Source organism: Streptococcus timonensis (genome assembly GCF_047463455.1).
Lineage (GTDB): Bacteria > Bacillota > Bacilli > Lactobacillales > Streptococcaceae > Streptococcus > Streptococcus timonensis_B.
In genome coordinates this window covers 140,479-158,950 of the sequence record NZ_JASHDV010000003.1, presented here as the reverse complement: position 1 = coordinate 158,950, position 18,472 = coordinate 140,479, and the positions used below count along the sequence as shown (strand labels likewise).

Sequence of the window (18,472 nt, the reverse complement as noted above, 5' to 3'; positions counted from 1 at the left end):
TATTTCCTTTGTTATATTTCCTTCTTAACTCGACTATTTCTGTACCGTTCAACTGCCTTCAGCCATCGAATCATATTATTTTGCCACAGCAATAGAACTGCGACAGCTGGCAATATCCCCATCAGACTTAAAGGGAATAGCTCACTGCCGATTTGTGTTCCCATCATCTTCAAAACGAGCATGGAAAGGACAGAAATCGGACCCACCAATCCCATGACAGCTATAAAGACTGTGAAAATCCAGGCAAATAGCTTCTTGCCAAGGGTAACCTTCTTATCTGAAAAATTATTCCAAAAGAGATTGCTATTGACGGCTCTTCTGAAGTTTTCCTTGCTGGTAGGTTGCGCTAAGGCAACATTTTTGTAGAGTGCTCGCTCCACGATCACCAATAGTAAAATGGCTTCCAGCAACCAAATTAGCAGAAAACAAATCAGAGTTCCATAGCTATAGACACCCGTAAAAAAGCGTGTTGCGGGAAAAAACTGCAGGATGCTACTAACCGCTAAAAGAGTACAAATCGACAAGATGATATGTTTTCGATTCCCACGCGCCGCATCTGTATTTAAGAGTTTACTCTTAGGAGCTGCTAGAGGATTTCGTGGCTCATTGACATGGACATATATGGCCTGACCTTGGCTCTCTCCTATATAAATCACTTTCCTAAAAAACATGCTTTCCTTTCTCCTCTAACCAACTGATCTTCCTGAAATGATATCCTCATCTAAAACTAGCTTGATTTTTAATTTTCTCCAGAATCTTTTTCCAAGAGCTCTGGATGCTTCTTCATGTAGGCCTTCCCATACCATTCTTTGACAGACTGGCCCTCCCACTCACGGTAGTCTTCTGGGTATTTCCACTTATAATAGGCATGGAGGAAATAAGGAAAACCGATAAAAATAACGATGGCGAACAATACAAAGTTACAAAAAATCCATAACAGCAAAAAACCAAAGCCTTTTATTGAGTTTAAAATATCTATTTCAAAAAATCCCAAAAGATGCTTTATGATAATAGCTACTCCTAAAATCCCATACCATAGAGAGTAATCACTTTTGCCACCTTATTCCGAAATGTCTCTTTCAACACCTCACCATACATGAGTTTCCTTAACCCCGCTAGCTCAATATTAAACATCCAGTAAATAATCATCACAATGAAACCAACTATACCAATAATTTCCCAAGAGGCCAAATTTGCTAGCAGAAAGTCTAAAAATATTAGATCCATTTCCAATAAGAACCAAATCATAAATGTAAAAGCATGAAACTGATAACGATACGGTAATAAGTACGTTCGTTTAATAAATTTTCCAATCACAACCAAGGATAACCAGATAATAAGTAAAATCAGAAAAACATTTACTGTTAAAGACTCGTGCTTAGCTATTGGAAGGGTCAACGTATCACTTTCATGGAACTCCATAGAGATAGCCAGCAAGATAAAGTTAAAGCCGACAGGAAAAATAAGGCTTAAAATAAAACTTCGAATACAAAACCAAAGGGAAGCATGGCCATTCTTAAAAAATTTCGCAGTCTTATCATGTTGCTCCTGCTGTAACTTTCTAAAACCATCATCTTCAAGATTCAGACTCTCTTCAAAACTTGCCTGAAAAAGGGATTTTTTCTTCATTTACTCCTCCAATTTTATGACACAATTGATAGATTTTTTCCCAAAGAGAGATAAAAAAATGAAAGAATTATAAACCTTGAGCAATATTTCCTAGTTGGTTCACTCGATCATGAATGGTTTCCACATTTAAATTTCCATGTTGATATTCACAAAGAAAGCCATTTTCGTAGAAAACTTGCTCTGAAAGCTGACCTTTTGGTGTATCTGGGCATTCAATCATGACAACATTAAAGACACCACCTGTTCCTGTCCCCTCAATTGTATTGCCTCTAAAATGATAAGTGAAAGCCCGAAATTGCTTCCCATTGTAGTTACCAGAGATGACATAGACAACTTTTCTCTCATGACCACACCCAAAAGGAAAATGGCTAAAATTAGCATATTTTTCTACATAGGGACTTTGTGTAGGAGTTATAGTAAGCGTACTAGACATCGTTCCGCTTGAGTAATCCCTATAGTTGTCTCTACCTTGAGCTTGGTCAAATTGATAGCCATGCGCAGTTGCAAATGCTTGGTATTCTTTGTTGTGTGTATTGGCGTAGCTAATGGCCCAATAAACAATCCCTGCTATAACAAAGATGAATAACATAAAGATGATAAAGAAAAAAACAAAAGGCATTATCATTTTATACTCCTTTTAAAACTGTTTAAAAAGCAAAGGCGTTTCTACACCCTTACTTCTTACTGGTATTCTTAGTTACGGTAAAAATGACTATCTTTGTCACTTGGTGATTGGCCAATAGACAAGACTTCTTGGCTACCATCTGTACCTGTCAATTCATTTTGGACTCCCTCTGGAGTGTAGATAAGGCGGGCACCTTCTCCACCATCAACGCGTTGGATGCCTGCTGAGTAATAACCATTTTTTTCCTCTACTCGACCCATCTCATAATTAAAGGTTCCTTTTGAACTTTGGATCGTTACAATTCCATCAGATGTAACTGTTGCAGTTGTTCCTGCATAATTTTCCCAAGTTCCCACAAATTTAGCGTAAGCTTCTTGTGACTTTTGCTTATCTTCCTTTTGTTCTGCTTGAGTCGTTTTAGCATCTGACACACTACTTGCCTCAGACTTCTGCCCCTCTTTTTTGCCTGCTTCTGTTTTACTTGCTGAAGCCGTCGTTACTTGAGTTGTTGTTTCCTTTTGATTTGAAGCTGAAGTATTCTTGTCAGCCTTTCCACCACAAGCAGCTAATGTAATAGCAGCTAACAAGGTCAGTACTGATAGACTTGTATAGCGCAATGTTGTGTTAGTCATAAAAATCTCCTTTGAAATATGGTCGTTTAAAGTGGCTAGCCTAGTTTTACATATAATTTTGATGGCTAACTCATTGCTTTCAGTGTATCATTTATTTCGTTTTTATTCAATAGCTACCCTACATAGAAAAAAGGCTCATCCTATTAGGAATTAGCCCTTCTTTCTCTAGTCTTTATTTAATTACTTTTTAGTAGATAAACATGGCATCGCCAAAGCTAAAGAAACGGTATTTTTCATCGATAGCATGTTGGTAGGCTTGGAGGACCAATTCACGACCTGCAAAAGCTGAGACAAGCATGACCAAGGTAGACTTCGGCAAATGGAAATTAGTAGAAAAAGCATCCACCACTTTCCAATCATAGCCCGGTTTGATAAAGATATTGGTCCAGCCAGAATCGGCCTGGATTTGCCCATCAAACTTACTTCCGATAGTCTCTAGCGTACGGATAGAGGTTGTTCCTACAGCAATGACACGGCCACCATTTTCTTTGACCTGACGCAAGGTCGCTGCAGCTTCCTCAGACAATTGATAAAACTCTGAGTGCATCTCGTGCTCATCCAGATTATCTACTGAAACAGGTCTAAAGGTCCCAAGTCCAACATGCAAGGTCAGGTAGACAAGATGAACTCTTTTTTGCTGGATTTCTTCCAGTAATTCCTTGGTGAAATGTAGCCCTGCAGTTGGAGCTGCTGCTGATCCACTCTCCTTGGCATAGACTGTCTGGTAACGTTCACGGTCATCCAATTTTTCGTGAATATAAGGAGGCAAAGGCATTTCTCCAAGACTTTCAAGTACTTCTAGGAAAATTCCTTCATACTCAAAACGGACAATACGACCGCCATGGGTTAATTCCTCAGTCACGACTGCGCTAAGTCGACCATCACCAAAAATAACTCGGGTGCCGACCTTGAGACGTTTGGCAGGTTTTGCCAAGACTTCCCATTCGTCTCCTGCTGTATTTTTCAAAAGCAAGAGTTCAACATGGCCCCCTGTTTCTTCTTTTTGACCATGAAGTCGAGCTGGCAAAACGCGGGTATCATTCATAACCAGGGCATCACCTGGCTCTAGCATTTCAATAATGGAGTGAAAGTGGCGATCTTGAAATTCTCCAGTCTGGCGATTGACCATCAAGAGTTTAGAGGCATCGCGCTTTTCCAAAGGAGTCTGAGCAATCAATTCCTCTGGCAAGTGAAAATCAAAATCATTTGTATTTAATGTCGTCATTCTTCTTTTCTCTTCTCATTTACTCAAATTACTTATCAAAGCGAACTTCTTCAAGTAAGTACTCGATGAAGCGTTCACCCATCTTAGACAAGCTAGTTTTCTCATGCTGGATATAAACCAGTTCAATGGGATCATCAATATCAAGTGGAATAGAAACGATATTGTCTCCATTAAGATTACTATTAAGGATACCTGTCGCGATGGTATAGCCGTCCAAACCTATCAAGAGATTAAACAAGGTCGCACGGTCACTAACAACGATGGATTTCTTGTGATGTTCCTGAGACAAAATCTCCTCTGAGAAATAGAAGGAATTATGGGTACCTTGGTCATAGCTCAAATATGGGAAGTCTTCTAGGTCTGCCAACTGCACCTTGTCTCTTTTAGCAAGAGGGTTGGTCTTGCTGACAAAGATATGGGGTTGGGCTGTAAAGAGATGGTGGGCAACCAGATGGTTGTCATCTAACATCTTAGAAAGGACGTCTCGGTTATAGCTATTTAAAAAGAGGACTCCTACTTCACTGCGGAAGTTCTTGACATCATCAATGATTTCCCAAGTTCTGGTTTCACGCAAAAAAAGCTCGTACTTTTCCATATCACTTTTCTTGAGCAAGGAAACAAAGGCATTAACTACAAAGGCATAGTGCTGCGAAGACACACTAAAAAGCTCGCGATGAGCGATTGGGTTCTTATAACGTTCTTCTAGGAGTTGGGTTTGTTCGACAACCTGACGGGCATAGGATAGAAACTCCATCCCATCACGTGTGAGGGTGATTCCTTTAGGATTTCGGATAAAAATCTCAATTCCCATCTCATTTTCTAGGTCACGAACTGCATTTGATAGACTCGGTTGTGTAATAAAAAGTTGCTTGGCAGCCTCATTCATGGAACCAGTCTCTACGATTTTGATAATATAGTGTAATTGTTGAATTCTCATGCTTTTATTGTACCATACTTGAGGCAATATAAAAAGGACCAGTCACTGAAAGCGAAGCTAGTCGCATATCAGTCTTTTTGCAGCTCATAAAAAAGAGGTTGGAAGATTTCCAACCTCTCTATCTGTTCTAGCAAGTTAAAACTAGCTGTCTTTTTTCCAAAAGATGGCTAATAAAATCATGGCGCCTAAAACTGATGGGATAATAGCCGTATCAGCTAAGATAGGCCCCCAAGTTCCAAAAAGCATTTGACCCAGGAAAGCACCAATCCAACCCAGAAACATTTTCCCGAAGCATCCCATACGTTCGCCACGATTGGTGATAGCTCCAGCTAATAGTCCGATTAAAAGACCTACAAACATACTTCCAAGCATAGTTTCTCCTTAAATTGCCCAATCTCCATTGCGGAAGAGTGGTACGCGTGTCCCATCCTCACGGATACCATCGATATCCATTTGGTTCGAACCAATCATAAAGTCAACGTGAACGTCTGAACGATTAAGTCCTGCAGCTTCCAGCTCTTCTTCGCTCATCTCTGCTCCACCAACAACGCTCGTTGCATAGGCTGCACCGATAGCCAAGTGGTTAGAAGCATTTTCATCGAAAAGAGTGTTAAAGAAGGTAATACCTGACTGTGAAATTGGGCTTGGATCTGGTACCAAGGCACATTCACCCAAGGCACGCGCACCAGCATTCTTAAAGACGAGGTCCTTCATTACTTGATCTCCCTTTTCAGCTGTGATATCAACGATTTGACCATTTTCAAAGGTCACTTTGATGCCTTCGATGATATTCCCATTGTAGCTAAGAGGTTTTGTAGAAGTGACATAACCATCTGCGCGACGGAAGTCAGGGGCTGTAAAGACCTCTTCTGTTGGCATATTTGGCAGGAATCCTTCGCCTTGAGCGTTGATCGCTCCGGCAGATTCCCAAACGTGGTTCTTCGGTAAGCCAAGTGTCAAGTCTGTTCCAGGGGCTGTATAGTGAAGGGCTGAGAATTGCTCTTTGTTGAGCATTTGAGCCTTGCTCTTCAAGATAGCTGCATGTTCTTCCCAAGCTTTAACTGGATCTTCTTCGTAGACACGGCAAGTCTTAAAGATTTGATCCCAAAGGAGGTCCACTGCTTCTTCGTCGCTTGCAGCATTTGGAAAGACTTTCTTAGCCCACTCTAGTCCAGCAGCAGCTGCTACAGTCCAGCTAACCTTGTTAGATTGAGTTGCGATACGCATTGGCTTCATAGCAATTCCCATAGCTTTAGCAGAAGCTGAGAGTTTTTCAGCATCCACTCCGCTCAAGGCACCTGGGTCAGAAGAACGGACACCGAGACGACTAGCTTTGTTTTCAAGAAGGTAGTTCATCTCAGCAATCTTGTATTCTGGTACATTGTCCAAACGCTCCATCGGCGCGTGAAGGAATTTCTCACGGTTTACAAAGTCATCTGCCCATTGAACGATAACTTCGTGGGCTCCAAGTGCATAGGCTTCTTTGACAATTAAATGCGCCAACTCGCGTTGCTCCACATCGATAGAGAGAGCTAAGGTATGACCAGGTTGCACGTTCACTCCGTTTGCAACCAATAACTTAGCGTATTTTTCTAGATTTTCTTTAAAATTTGGTAAAACCATTTTCTTTTCTCTTTTCTATTTTTATTTTTCTTTCAAAGCAGACAATAATCCTGCTAAAGCAATAGCGCCTGACAAAAGCGCTGTCGATAGAAGAATTGTCTGATCAGCAACTTCTAATTGATATTCAAATACCTTCTCAGCTGGCTTATCTTCCGCAAAAATTCTTAGTTTCATGAAATATCCTCCAAGTTCTTAAAACAAATCATCAAACAAACTCAACTGGTTATCCTCTGGCATATTGCCGAGAATTCCCATTTCATCCATCTTTTCAACCAAGGTTGATGAGAGTCCTCCACGCTTGCGCAATTCAGTTTTAGAGAGGAATTCTCCCTCTTGACGAGCACGAACTAATTGCTTGGCAACGTTCTCTCCTAGACCATCCATAGCGACAAACGGTGGGATGAGGGTAGCTCCGTCGATGATGAATTCGGTCGCATCACTACGATAGAGGTCCAACTTGCCAAATTTGAAGCCACGTTCCCACATTTCATTGACGATTTCAAGTGTTGTGTAAAGGTCAATTTCTACGTTTGAAGCTTCATTGTTCTTGCGCTTTTCAGCAATTTCTTGCATCTTACGTTTAATAGCATCCAAGCCTGCCCCCATAGTTTTGATATCAAAGGCTTTAGCACGGATTGAGAAGTATGCACAGTAATAATAAATCGGGTGGTGAACCTTAAAGTAGGCCACTCGAAGGGCCATCATAACGTAGGCTGCCGCGTGGGCTTTAGGGAACATGTACTTGATTTTTCCACAAGATTCGATATACCACTCAGGTACATTGTTGGCCTTCATGGCTTCGATATAACCGTTGCGCTCTTCTTCTGATATTTTAAGCCACATTCCCTTACGCACACGCTCCATGATGGTAAAGGCCATTTTTGGATCTAGGCCAGCGTGCATGAGGTAAACCATGATGTCATCCCGACATCCGATAACGGTTGACAGGTCCGCAATTCCAGCCTTAATCAAGTCTTGGGCATTTCCCAACCATACGTCGGTACCGTGAGACAAACCAGAAAGCTGAAGCAACTCCGCAAAGGTCGTTGGATGGGTTTCATCAACCATCCCTCGAACAAAGTTAGTTCCAAACTCTGGAATACCAAGCATACCAGTTGAAGTCCCGATTTGTTCAGGTGTCACTCCAAGGATATCTGTGCCCGAAAAGAGAGCCATGACACCAGGGTCATCCATCGGAATATCATTTGGATCAATGCCTGACAAGTCCTGGAGCTTCCGAATCATAGTCGGATCATCATGTCCTAGGACATCGAGCTTGAGGACGTTCTCATCGATATCGTGGAAGTTAAAGTGAGTGGTCTGCCATTCAGCAGTCACATCATCTGCAGGATACTGTACTGGAGTAAAGTCATAGACATCCATATAGTTAGGAATAACAACGATTCCCCCTGGGTGCTGACCAGTTGTCCGTTTGACACCGGCAGCTCCTTGGGCTAGGCGCTCTACTTCAGCTTCACGGTAGAACTTGCCATAGTCACGCTCGTAACCCTTGACAAATCCATAGGCTGTCTTGGCTGCCACCGTACCTACCGTTCCTGCACGGAAGGCGTATTCTTCCCCAAAGATATCACGTACATCCAAATGGGCGCTTGGTTGATCCTCACCAGAGAAGTTCAAATCGATATCAGGTACCTTATCCCCATCAAAACCAAGGAAGGTCTCGAAAGGAATATCCTGTCCATTCTTGCTAAGCTTGTTGCCACAGTTTGGACAGTCTTTATCTGGCATATCAAAACCTGAACCATAAGAACCATCTGTGATAAACTCACTGTACTGACACTGACCACAGATATAGTGAGGAGAGAGAGGATTAACCTCCGTAATACCAATCATGGTCGCGACGAAACTAGATCCAACAGACCCACGGGAACCAACCAAGTAGCCTCGTTCGTTGGAGCGCTGCACTAGCATCTGTGAAGCCAGATAAATCACGGCAAATCCATTCCCCAAGATAGAGGTTAGTTCCTTTTCAATCCGTAAATCAACGATATCTGGCAGTGGATTTCCATAGATTTCAAAAGCTTTTTTATAGGTTAACTCGGCGACCGTTTCCTCTGCTTGTTCAATGAAAGGTGTATACAAATCACCCTTTACAACCTCCACAGGTTCAAAGATTTCTGCCAGGGCATTGGTGTTTTCAATGACAATCTTACGAGCCAAATCTTCTCCTAGAAAGGCAAACTCATCCAACATTTCATTGGTTGTTCTAAAATGCGCCTTGGGTAGCGGAGCTGGTTGAGCAGCTTCTCCATGGCCGATAGTTCGGTTAATCATGGCACCCTGACCTAGACTTCGCACGATAATCTCACGATAAATCTCATCCTCAGGTTCGATATAGTGGACATTCCCTGTCGCAAGAACTGGTTTTCCAAGGCGCTCTCCAACCTCAATCAAGCTCTTGATGATGGTGCGGAGTTCCTCCATATCCTTAACCTGCTCCTTGGCAATCAGAGGTGCATAGATAGCCGGAGGCATCACCTCGATAAAGTCATAGTATTTAGCTACTTCGACTGCCGCATCTACTCCTTGTGACACGACTGCATCAAAGACTTCTCCTTCCGTACAAGCCGATCCCAAGATTAAACCTTCTCGATGGGCATCCAGAACCGTACGTGGAATTCGTGGAACTCCTTCAAAATACTGGGTATTTGAGAGAGAAACCAGCTTAAAGATATTTTTTAAACCCACCTGATTTTTCACATAGATGGTCGCATGCTTGACTCGAGCTTTTTTATACGAATCTGGGCTGATTAAATCAAGGTTTAATCGTGCCAAATCTGTCACACCGTGTTTTTCTGCCACTTCCTTGATAAAGATAAAGAGCAGACGGCCCGTTGCTTCCGCATCATAGTTGGCCATGTGGTGGTGTTCTAGGGCAACACCAAAACGCTTGGTCAAAGGCCCTAAACCATGACGTTTATACTCAGGATAGAGATTTCTTGCGAATTCTAGCGTATCGATGACAGGCTGAGTGATTTTTGGAAGACCATGACGTTCATAATTGGCATTCATAAAGCCAACGTCAAAGGTTGCATTGTGGGCTACAAGAACGGTATCCTTACAAAATTCTTGGAACTCTTTTAAAACTTGAACCAAGGGTTTGGCATTTTTTACATGGTCATCCGTAATTCCTGTCAATTCAGTTGTAAAAGCTGACAAAGGATGCCCAGGATTGATAAATTCATCAAATTCTGCGACGATATTACCCTTATACATCTTGGAAGCCGCCACCTGAATCAAATCATTATAGATAGCTGAAAGTCCTGTCGTTTCCACGTCAAAGACCACATAGGTTGCTTCAGAAAGATCCATCTCAACTTCGTTATAGACGATAGGAACACGGTCTTCTACGATATTGGCTTCCATCCCATAGATTAGCTGGATGCCAGCTTTCTTAGCTGCCTTATAGCCATGAGGGAAGGATTGAACATTTCCGTGGTCTGTGATTGCTACCGCTTTATGACCCCATTTGGCTGCTGTTCCAACGATTTCTTCGACCTCAGGCAGAGCATCCATGGTCGACATGTTGGTATGGGCATGAAACTCAACGCGACGCTCACCTTCTGGCATCAAGTCCTTACGTTCATAGTGAACAACTTCCTGCACGTCCTGAACATTCATGGTCAAATCTCGTGTAAAATTATTGACCTCGACATTTCCTCGAACACGGAGCCAAGAATTTTTCTTGATCATGTCAAACTTCTGAGCTTCTTCTTCATTTTTGACCCATTTTTGCATAGAGAAACTAGAAGTATAGTCAGTCATCTTGAAGTTAATCAAAACACGACCTGTTCTAGTCACCTTCTGCTCAACATCAAAGACAACTCCTTCAAAGACCAGACGGTTCTCCTCAGTATTGACCTCAATCATTGGAGTAATTTCTGCCTTGTCTAGTTTTGGCTTGGCAGCTGCCTTCTTAGCTTGAAAATCAAAGACAGGCTTATCCTCTACTGGAGGAGGTGGCGCCATCTGCTCCAACTGTTCCATGGCCCGAAGAGTTTCTTCATTGGCAGCTTGGACAATCATTTGATTTTCAGAATGAAAAGCGTCCTGTTCTTCCTTGGTCAAATCTTCATTTTTCTCTAAAACACAAGTGAATTTAGGAAAGCCAAAAAGTTCCAGCTGTTTACTGAGATTTGGTAGATGGTTTTTTCTAAAATGTTCTGTATCTGCTGCTTCAGAAGCCTCAATAATCAATTGATCATTTTCAAATCGAACCTGAAAATCCTGATACATAGTCCGAAATCCTTGGCTAGAACAAGGCCCATCTGAAAAAGCCTCTTGATAGTAGGCTTGTAAAAGCTCTTTTGTAAAGTCTTGATGGCGAGTTTTTATCTCGAAAGTCGCTTGATTTCCTGTTTTTGAAAATTCTTCTTTCAATCCCTTCTTCAATGCTAAAAAGAGTTCAAATGGCAGAATATTCTCAAAAGCAAAACGAAACTCCCAAATTTTACTTTGTTTGTGTACAATAACTTGTTCAATCTCTGCCTCGGAGAAGGCCTCATGATTTCTTATCTCAGCGGGGATTCCCAACTGATTCATTAAAATTTCAAAAGTGGTTGACATCCATTTTCCTCACAATATACTCCTTCTATTTTACCATATTTGAGGCCATTTTAGCTATTTCTACCAAACAGAAAAAGAAGCCACAAAGTGACTTCTTTTAAAGTGACGGTGAATTATTCTTCACCTTTGTTTTTCTTAATGATTTCTTCTTGTACTGACTTAGGTACATCTTCGTAGTGGTCGAATACCATCATGAATGTACCACGTCCTTGAGATGCAGAACGAAGAACTGTTGCGTAACCGAACATTTCAGCAAGTGGAACGTAAGCACGAACGATTTGGCTGTTACCGTGTGCTTCCATACCATCTACACGTCCACGACGAGCAGTTACGTGACCCATAACATCACCAAGGTTTTCTTCTGGAACAGTGATTGTTACAAGCATCATTGGCTCAAGGATAGCTGGTTGTGCAGTCTTAGCAGCTTCTTTAAGTGCAAGAGATGCAGCGATCTTGAAGGCAGTTTCAGATGAGTCGACATCGTGGTATGAACCATCGTAAAGCTTAGCTTTAACGTCAACCATTGGGTAACCAGCAAGAACACCGTTAGCCATAGATTCTACCAAACCTTTTTCAACCGCTGGGATAAATTCACGAGGAACCACACCACCGACGATTGCGTTTTCGAATTCGAATCCTTTACCTTCTTCGTTTGGAGTAAATTCAATCCATACATCACCGAATTGACCTTTACCACCAGACTGACGTTTGAAGAATCCACGTGCTTGAGTAGAAGCGCGGAATGTTTCACGGTAAGATACTTGAGGAGCACCTACGTTCGCTTCAACTTTGAACTCACGACGCATACGGTCAACAAGGACGTCAAGGTGAAGCTCACCCATACCAGAGATAACTGTTTCACCAGTTTCAACGTTAGTTTCAACGCGGAATGTTGGATCTTCTTCAGCCAATTTTTGAAGGGCGATACCCATCTTGTCTTGGTCTGCTTTAGATTTTGGCTCAACCATCAATTGGATAACTGGTTCTGGAACGTTGATTGACTCAAGGATAATTTTCGCTTTTTCATCTGTCAATGAGTCACCAGTTGTAGTGTCTTTCAAACCAACGGCAGCAGCGATATCACCTGAGTAAACAGTGTCGATTTCTTGACGGCTGTTAGCGTGCATTTGAAGGATACGTCCGATACGTTCACGTTTACCTTTAGATGTGTTCAATACGTATGAACCTGATTGAAGAACACCTGAGTAAACACGGAAGAATGTCAAACGACCTACGAATGGGTCAGTCATGATCTTGAAGGCAAGAGCTGAAAATGGCTCTTCATCAGATGCTGGACGAGTTTCTTCTTCTTCAGTATCTGGGTTGATACCTTTGATCGCTGGGATATCAAGTGGGCTTGGAAGGTAGTCGATAACCGCATCAAGCATCAATTGAACACCTTTGTTCTTGAAGGCAGAACCACACAATACTGGGAAGAATTCAACGTTGATAGTTGCTTTACGGATAGCAGCTTTCAATTCTTCGTTAGTGATTTCTTCACCTTCAAGGTATTTCATCATCAATTCTTCGTCAGTTTCAGCAACTGCTTCAACCAATTTTTCACGGTATTCTTGAGCTTGGTCAAGGTATTCAGCTGGAATATCTTCTTCAAGGATATCTGTACCAAGGTCGTTAGTATAGATTTCAGCTTTCATCTTGATCAAGTCGATGATTCCACGGAAGTCATCTTCAGAACCGATTGGCAATTGAATTGGGTGTGCATTTGCTTGAAGACGGTCGTGAAGTGTGCTTACTGAGTAAAGGAAGTCAGCACCGATTTTATCCATTTTGTTGGCAAATACGATACGTGGAACTCCGTACTCAGTTGCTTGACGCCAAACAGTTTCAGTTTGAGGCTCAACACCTGATTGTGAGTCAAGAACTGTAACCGCACCGTCCAATACACGAAGAGAACGTTGTACTTCGATTGTGAAGTCCACGTGTCCTGGTGTGTCGATGATGTTTACGCGGTGGTTGTTCCATTGAGCTGTTGTCGCAGCAGATGTGATAGTGATACCACGTTCTTGCTCTTGCTCCATCCAGTCCATTTGTGACGCACCTTCGTGAGTTTCACCGATTTTGTGGATTTTACCAGTGTAGTAAAGGATACGCTCAGTTGTAGTTGTTTTACCGGCGTCAACGTGAGCCATGATACCGATATTACGAGTTTTTTCAAGTGAAAATTCGCGTGCCATGAGGTTTTTTCTCCTATTTTTTAATTTCTATTCTATTGATAACACTTTTTCAATAAAAACGGATAGGCAGGACCCACCCGTTCTCAATGTCTCATGTTATTGTTGGTTTCAACTTACGAGATGTTAAGTTGAATTGAACTCGGGCTAAAAGCTCAAGTTAACTTATTTGAACCCGAGCGAGGCCCGGTGCAAAAAAGATAAACTGCTTTGTGTTCACGGAACACTGCATCAGTTTCCTATTTTTGCCTTGGACCTTTGCCGCTCTTGGTATCATAATTTTACCAACGGAAGTGTGCGAAGGCACGGTTAGCTTCAGCCATACGGTGAGTGTCTTCACGTTTCTTAACTGCTGCACCAGTGTTGTTAGCAGCATCCATGATTTCTTTAGCAAGGCGGTCAACCATTGTGTGCTCACCACGAAGACGAGCAATAGTTACCAACCAACGAAGTCCAAGAGTTGTACGACGTTCTGGACGAACTTCAACTGGGACTTGGTAGTTTGATCCACCAACACGACGTGCACGTACTTCAAGTACAGGCATGATGTTTTCCATAGCTGTTTCAAATACTTCAAGTGCATCGTTACCAGTAGCTTCTTTGATTTGTTCAAAAGCACCGTAAACGATTGAAGCAGCTGTACCACGTTTACCGTCAAGCATAACGCGGTTGATAAGACGAGTAACTAATTGTGAATTGTAAAGCGGATCTGGCAATACTTCACGTTTTGGAGCTCTATTTTTACGACTCATTTCTCTTTATCCCCTTTCCTTATGCTTTTTTCGGACGTTTAGTACCGTATTTAGAACGGCCTTGTTTACGATCGTTAACACCTGCAGTATCAAGTGCACCACGGACGATATGGTAACGTACCCCTGGAAGGTCTTTTACACGTCCACCGCGAAGAAGCACCACGCTGTGCTCTTGCAAGTTATGTCCGATACCTGGGATGTAAGCAGTAACTTCGATAAGGTTGCTCAAACGTACACGAGCAAATTTACGAAGAGCTGAGTTAGGTTTTTTAGGTGTCATAGTTCCAACACGAGTTGCAACACCACGTTTTTGTGGTGAAGAAACGTTTGTTTGAACTTTTTTATGACTGTTGTAACCAACGTTCAAAGCTGGTGATTTAGATTTTTCTACTTTTGATTTACGCGGTTTGCGAACCAATTGGTTAATTGTAGGCATCTACATTCTCCTGTGTTTTTTTATTTTTGGTGATGATACACTTGGTGACAGCTATCATCTGTGTGTACTTTTGCAACATTTGTCAGCACGTCCCTGTACACTCTTGAGAGACCAAAAGTAAAAAGTACCGTCTAACATTGTACCACGTTTTTTCTATTTTTGTCAATATATTTCTTCTTATTTTTTGACTTCTTAGATCATAAATCCATCTGAAAACGCTCACCTACCAGATAGGTTCTCCAATCGACCACATAGACAAAGCTTCTTGTAATTGTCGACAAAATGGTGTTTAATAGATTTGTAAGCAAGAGATCTCTATTACAACTTTATAAAGGAGAAATTATGAAAGTCAGACTTGACATTGATGCACAACATACTGAAGAACAAATCATAATCGAAGCGCCAACCTTGTCCACTCGAGTTCAAAAAGTTCAGGACTTTGTCCAATCTCTGGATCAAAAGGAGACCATCAAAGGAAAATTTCAAGACCAGGTCTACTTGATTCAGATTAGCAAGATCCAGCGAATTTACATTGAAAATCGTAAAGTTTTGGCTGAAACGGGTAGTCGAACCTATGCACTCGACATTCGTCTCTACCAAGCAGTAGAAATCTTACCTGCTTCCTTTATCCAAATTTCCCAATCTGAAATTGTCAACATTGACGCTATCAGTCATCTTAAACTAACCTCTAACGGCTTAATTGAAATTCATCTCAAAAACGACAGTTTTACCTACTCATCTCGCCGTTACCTCAAAGCTATTAAGGAGAAATTAGAACTATGAAAAAACAAGTATTTCACGATGCTACAACTGGCATCCTCATCGGCCTCATCCTATCTATTATCTTTTCGTTTATCCACTCACCAAGTAACTACGCACCTCTCAGCCCCAACTCTTTGATTGGTCAATTCATGACCCAACATCAGGTACATGGCTCACTAGCCTTACTTTACTCTACGGTTATCTGGGCAGCTATTGGAGTACTCTTTAGTTTTGGTAGCCGTCTATTTGCTCAAGATTGGAGCCTTCTTCGTGCGACTGTCACTCACTTTTTCCTTATGTTGCTAGGTTTTGTACCTTTAGCAATCCTAGCAGGCTGGTTCCCGCTTCACTGGACTTTCATCCTTCAACTCATCCCAGAGTTTGCAATTGTCTACCTCATCATTTGGGCGATTCTCTATAAAAGAGAATCAAAGAAGGTTGCCCACATCAACCAACTATTGACTAATAAAAAATAATACAACAGAAACCCACTCAAAAGGCTGAGTGGGTTTTGACTTATAATTTTTGTTTCCATTCTAACAAGAGATTCATGGCTTGCATAGGCGTCATATTGTACACATCTACTTCAGCCAATTCTGCTAGGATAGGATTTTCTTCTTTTTCATCAAAGAGAGACATTTGCTCATTGACAGTGTTTCTTTGATTGGAAGGATTCTTCTGACCTTGGCTCTCTAGCCGAGCTAAAATGGTATCAGCTCTTTTTAGCAAGTCTGCCGGTAGTCCAGCAATCTTGGCTACATGGATACCGTATGATTTGTCAGCTGGTCCTGGTTCTATCTTGTGAAGGAAGGTAACCTGACCATTTTGCTCTAGCGTAGCCACGTGAACATTAACTAGATGTTCAAGACTAGTCTCCAGACTAGTTAATTCATGGTAGTGGGTCGCAAAGAGAGTCTTGGCTCCAATATGCTCATGAATGTACTCGATAATAGACTGGGCCAAAGCCATACCATCATAGGTTGCGGTTCCACGGCCAAGCTCATCAAAGAGAATCAATGAATCCTTTGTCGCATGACTAATGGCATTATTAGCTTCCATCATCTCTACCATAAAAGTAGATTGACCTGAAACCAAGTCATCTGCCGCCCCGATACGGGTAAAAATTGCATCAAAGATTGGCAAACGAGCACTTTCTGCTGGAACATAAGAACCCATCTGAGCCATAACCGCTGTAATGGCTAGTTGACGCATATAGGTTGACTTCCCGCTCATGTTCGGACCTGTAATTAGTTGAATGCTAGTGTCTTCATCCATCTGGATACTATTGGGAATATAGGTCTGCGCTCCCATAACCTTTTCAACAACTGCGTGACGACCATTTTGGATATCAATTCTAGAATCTTGCTCAAACTCTGGTCGAATCAGGTGTTGTTTTTCTGCAACTACTGCCAAGCCTTGCAAGACATCGACAGTAGCGATTCCTTGAGCCAAAGCCTGTAGACGTTGGATATATTTGCCAACTTCCTCACGAATACGCATAAAGATTTCGTACTCTAGGTTTGCTGATTTCTCACGCGCCTCTAGCATTTCTCCCTCGATACGCGCCAACTCCTCTGTCCCAAAACGCTCAGAGTTTTTCAGCGTAGCTTTGCGGAAAAAGTGGGCTGGTACATTACCTAGCTGCGAGTTGGTCACATGGAAATAGTAGCCGTCTTTTTTATTGTAATCAATCTTGAGAGTATTGATGCCAGAGTTTTCTCTTTCCTTGGCTTCAATCTCAGCAATCCAGCTGGTCCCCTCTCTCAGCACGCGACGGTATTTATCCAAGGTCTCATCAAAGCCCGTTCGAATAATGCCACCCTCGGTAATCACGTGAGGAGCCTCAGGAGCAATGGCAGCACTAATGAGATTTTCCAACTCAGGAATAGCATCTAGTTGTTCAATTAGATAAGCTAGAGCTGGTTGCTCCATTCCCTCTAAAATGGCGCGAATTCGTGGAACACTTCCCAAGGTAGTCGCTAATTGCAAGAGGTCTTTAGGATTACTTTTCCCAAAAGACACTCGACTGGCCAGACGCTCGATATCGTAGACTCCCTTGAGACTTTCTGTCAAATCACTGCGCTCAAAGAAATAGTCTAGGAAAATCTGAACAACCTCCTGACGTTCTAAAATACGGTCCTTGTCAATCAAAGGACGTTGAATCCAAGAACGTAGAAGACGCATCCCCATGGCGGTCTTGGTCTCATCTAGCAACCAGAAAAGACTGCCTTGTTTCTTGCCTGAGCGAGCATTTTCAACCAAATCAAGACTAGCCTTGGTCGCAAAATCCATCAGCAAGAAATCTTTGATTTCATAACGAATAACAGGTTTTAAGTGATTCAACTCTCTCATCTGCGTCCGATGAACATACTGAAGAAGTTTCCCACTAGCTGCTCCTTCAACAGTTGCCAATCTTGAATCCAACAGATGAACGTCTTCATATGTTTCTTGTTCATAGGAAAGCACTAGATTCATTTGACGATTGAGAATCTTCTCTTCCGCTTCAGACAATTCGTAGCCAATCACCACTTCTCTGGCCTTTAGATTTCGAATTTCACCACAGACTAGCGTAAAATCAGATAAACCTGTCACATAAAAATCACCTGTCACCAAATCCATGTAGGCTAGACCATATCGAGACTCATCACGGTCAATAGCTACCAAAAAGTTATTTTGGCTATCTGGCTTACTACTATCAACCACTGTACCTGGTGTAATGACCTGAACAACCTCGCGCTTAACAACACCAACAGCTTGCTTAGGGTCTTCCATCTGTTCAGCAATGGCAACCTTGTAGCCACTCTCAACTAGGACATCTATGTACTGTTGGGCAGAATGATAGGGTACACCTGCCATAGGAATTGGATTTTCAGCATTTTTATTGCGACTGGTCAACGAGATCTCTAGAATCTGAGCGGCATTGACGGCATCTTCATAAAACAACTCATAAAAATCACCCATTCGAAAGAGCAAAAAGGCATCTGGATATTGTTTTTTGATGTCCACATACTGTTGCATCCCAGGTGATAATTTTTCAGTAGTCATTTACTCTCTCCTTGTAAAAACAGTCCT

The 18,472-nt window shown here is 42.0% G+C and carries 15 protein-coding genes and 1 pseudogene; 2 read left to right on the top strand and 14 right to left on the bottom strand.

Going from position 1 to position 18,472, the window contains the following annotated elements; all coding sequences use genetic code 11:
• Positions 1-11: 11 nt before the first annotated feature.
• The 13 genes and pseudogenes from QM847_RS06105 to rpsL form a co-directional block, all read right to left on the bottom strand.
• Positions 12-671, bottom strand: coding sequence for a hypothetical protein (locus QM847_RS06105; RefSeq protein ID WP_414354560.1), 660 nt, complete (start codon positions 669-671; stop codon positions 12-14).
• Between the two features lie 68 nt (positions 672-739).
• Positions 740-1,629: pseudogene (locus QM847_RS06100) on the bottom strand (hypothetical protein).
• Between the two features lie 67 nt (positions 1,630-1,696).
• On the bottom strand, positions 1,697-2,251 hold the full coding sequence (locus QM847_RS06095) for a hypothetical protein (protein WP_269798432.1): 555 nt from the start codon (positions 2,249-2,251) through the stop codon (positions 1,697-1,699).
• A gap of 71 nt (positions 2,252-2,322) precedes the next feature.
• Positions 2,323-2,886, bottom strand: a complete 564-nt coding sequence (locus QM847_RS06090; RefSeq protein WP_269798429.1) for an ABC transporter substrate-binding protein — start codon at positions 2,884-2,886, stop codon at positions 2,323-2,325.
• A 187-nt stretch (positions 2,887-3,073) separates the two neighbouring features.
• Positions 3,074-4,111, bottom strand: coding sequence for a tRNA preQ1(34) S-adenosylmethionine ribosyltransferase-isomerase QueA (gene queA, locus QM847_RS06085; RefSeq protein WP_414354558.1), 1,038 nt, complete (start codon positions 4,109-4,111; stop codon positions 3,074-3,076).
• A 28-nt stretch (positions 4,112-4,139) separates the two neighbouring features.
• Positions 4,140-5,048, bottom strand: a complete 909-nt coding sequence (locus QM847_RS06080; protein ID WP_004250738.1) for a LysR family transcriptional regulator — start codon at positions 5,046-5,048, stop codon at positions 4,140-4,142.
• Positions 5,049-5,189: 141 nt separating this feature from the next.
• The gene (locus QM847_RS06075; protein ID WP_004250730.1) at positions 5,190-5,420 is read right to left on the bottom strand and encodes a GlsB/YeaQ/YmgE family stress response membrane protein; all 231 of its coding nucleotides are present in this window, start codon (positions 5,418-5,420) and stop codon (positions 5,190-5,192) included.
• Positions 5,421-5,429: 9 nt separating this feature from the next.
• On the bottom strand, positions 5,430-6,671 hold the full coding sequence (locus QM847_RS06070) for an aminopeptidase (RefSeq protein WP_414354556.1): 1,242 nt from the start codon (positions 6,669-6,671) through the stop codon (positions 5,430-5,432).
• A gap of 21 nt (positions 6,672-6,692) precedes the next feature.
• Positions 6,693-6,845, bottom strand: coding sequence for a hypothetical protein (locus QM847_RS06065; protein ID WP_269798426.1), 153 nt, complete (start codon positions 6,843-6,845; stop codon positions 6,693-6,695).
• A gap of 18 nt (positions 6,846-6,863) precedes the next feature.
• Complete coding sequence (locus QM847_RS06060; RefSeq protein WP_414354554.1) at positions 6,864-11,258, bottom strand: PolC-type DNA polymerase III; 4,395 nt, start codon at positions 11,256-11,258, stop codon at positions 6,864-6,866.
• A 113-nt stretch (positions 11,259-11,371) separates the two neighbouring features.
• A complete protein-coding gene (gene fusA, locus QM847_RS06055) occupies positions 11,372-13,453 on the bottom strand; it encodes an elongation factor G (RefSeq protein WP_414354553.1) in 2,082 nt (693 codons plus the stop codon).
• Between the two features lie 278 nt (positions 13,454-13,731).
• Positions 13,732-14,202, bottom strand: a complete 471-nt coding sequence (gene rpsG, locus QM847_RS06050; RefSeq protein WP_142558742.1) for a 30S ribosomal protein S7 — start codon at positions 14,200-14,202, stop codon at positions 13,732-13,734.
• 19 nt (positions 14,203-14,221) lie between these two features.
• Positions 14,222-14,638 (bottom strand): 30S ribosomal protein S12, encoded by a 417-nt coding sequence (gene rpsL, locus QM847_RS06045; RefSeq protein ID WP_001142333.1) that lies wholly within the window; start codon positions 14,636-14,638, stop codon positions 14,222-14,224.
• A gap of 342 nt (positions 14,639-14,980) precedes the next feature.
• On the opposite strand from rpsL, the gene QM847_RS06040 reads away from it, so the two are divergent.
• Positions 14,981-15,421, top strand: coding sequence for a LytTR family DNA-binding domain-containing protein (locus tag QM847_RS06040; RefSeq protein WP_414354552.1), 441 nt, complete (start codon positions 14,981-14,983; stop codon positions 15,419-15,421).
• A complete protein-coding gene (locus QM847_RS06035) occupies positions 15,418-15,876 on the top strand; it encodes a DUF3021 domain-containing protein (RefSeq protein ID WP_414354550.1) in 459 nt (152 codons plus the stop codon). The genes QM847_RS06040 and QM847_RS06035 overlap by 4 nt, the downstream gene beginning before the upstream one ends.
• 40 nt (positions 15,877-15,916) lie before the next feature.
• On the opposite strand, the gene mutS is transcribed toward QM847_RS06035, so the two are convergent.
• Complete coding sequence (mutS, locus tag QM847_RS06030) at positions 15,917-18,445, bottom strand: DNA mismatch repair protein MutS (RefSeq protein ID WP_414354548.1); 2,529 nt, start codon at positions 18,443-18,445, stop codon at positions 15,917-15,919.
• Positions 18,446-18,472 lie beyond the last annotated feature (27 nt).

What these genes read in the sequence shown, in the direction of transcription:
- QM847_RS06105 (WP_414354560.1), bottom strand. Translation starts at nt 671, where the DNA reads ATGTTTTTTAGGAAAGTGATTTATATAGGAGAGAGCCAAGGTCAGGCC.
- QM847_RS06090 (WP_269798429.1), bottom strand. Translation starts at nt 2,886, where the DNA reads ATGACTAACACAACATTGCGCTATACAAGTCTATCAGTACTGACCTTG.
- queA (WP_414354558.1), bottom strand. Translation starts at nt 4,111, where the DNA reads ATGACGACATTAAATACAAATGATTTTGATTTTCACTTGCCAGAGGAA.
- QM847_RS06080 (WP_004250738.1), bottom strand. Translation starts at nt 5,048, where the DNA reads ATGAGAATTCAACAATTACACTATATTATCAAAATCGTAGAGACTGGT.
- QM847_RS06075 (WP_004250730.1), bottom strand. Translation starts at nt 5,420, where the DNA reads ATGCTTGGAAGTATGTTTGTAGGTCTTTTAATCGGACTATTAGCTGGA.
- QM847_RS06070 (WP_414354556.1), bottom strand. Translation starts at nt 6,671, where the DNA reads ATGGTTTTACCAAATTTTAAAGAAAATCTAGAAAAATACGCTAAGTTA.
- QM847_RS06065 (WP_269798426.1), bottom strand. Translation starts at nt 6,845, where the DNA reads ATGAAACTAAGAATTTTTGCGGAAGATAAGCCAGCTGAGAAGGTATTT.
- QM847_RS06060 (WP_414354554.1), bottom strand. Translation starts at nt 11,258, where the DNA reads ATGTCAACCACTTTTGAAATTTTAATGAATCAGTTGGGAATCCCCGCT.
- fusA (WP_414354553.1), bottom strand. Translation starts at nt 13,453, where the DNA reads ATGGCACGCGAATTTTCACTTGAAAAAACTCGTAATATCGGTATCATG.
- rpsG (WP_142558742.1), bottom strand. Translation starts at nt 14,202, where the DNA reads ATGAGTCGTAAAAATAGAGCTCCAAAACGTGAAGTATTGCCAGATCCG.
- rpsL (WP_001142333.1), bottom strand. Translation starts at nt 14,638, where the DNA reads ATGCCTACAATTAACCAATTGGTTCGCAAACCGCGTAAATCAAAAGTA.
- QM847_RS06040 (WP_414354552.1), top strand. Translation starts at nt 14,981, where the DNA reads ATGAAAGTCAGACTTGACATTGATGCACAACATACTGAAGAACAAATC.
- QM847_RS06035 (WP_414354550.1), top strand. Translation starts at nt 15,418, where the DNA reads ATGAAAAAACAAGTATTTCACGATGCTACAACTGGCATCCTCATCGGC.
- mutS (WP_414354548.1), bottom strand. Translation starts at nt 18,445, where the DNA reads ATGACTACTGAAAAATTATCACCTGGGATGCAACAGTATGTGGACATC.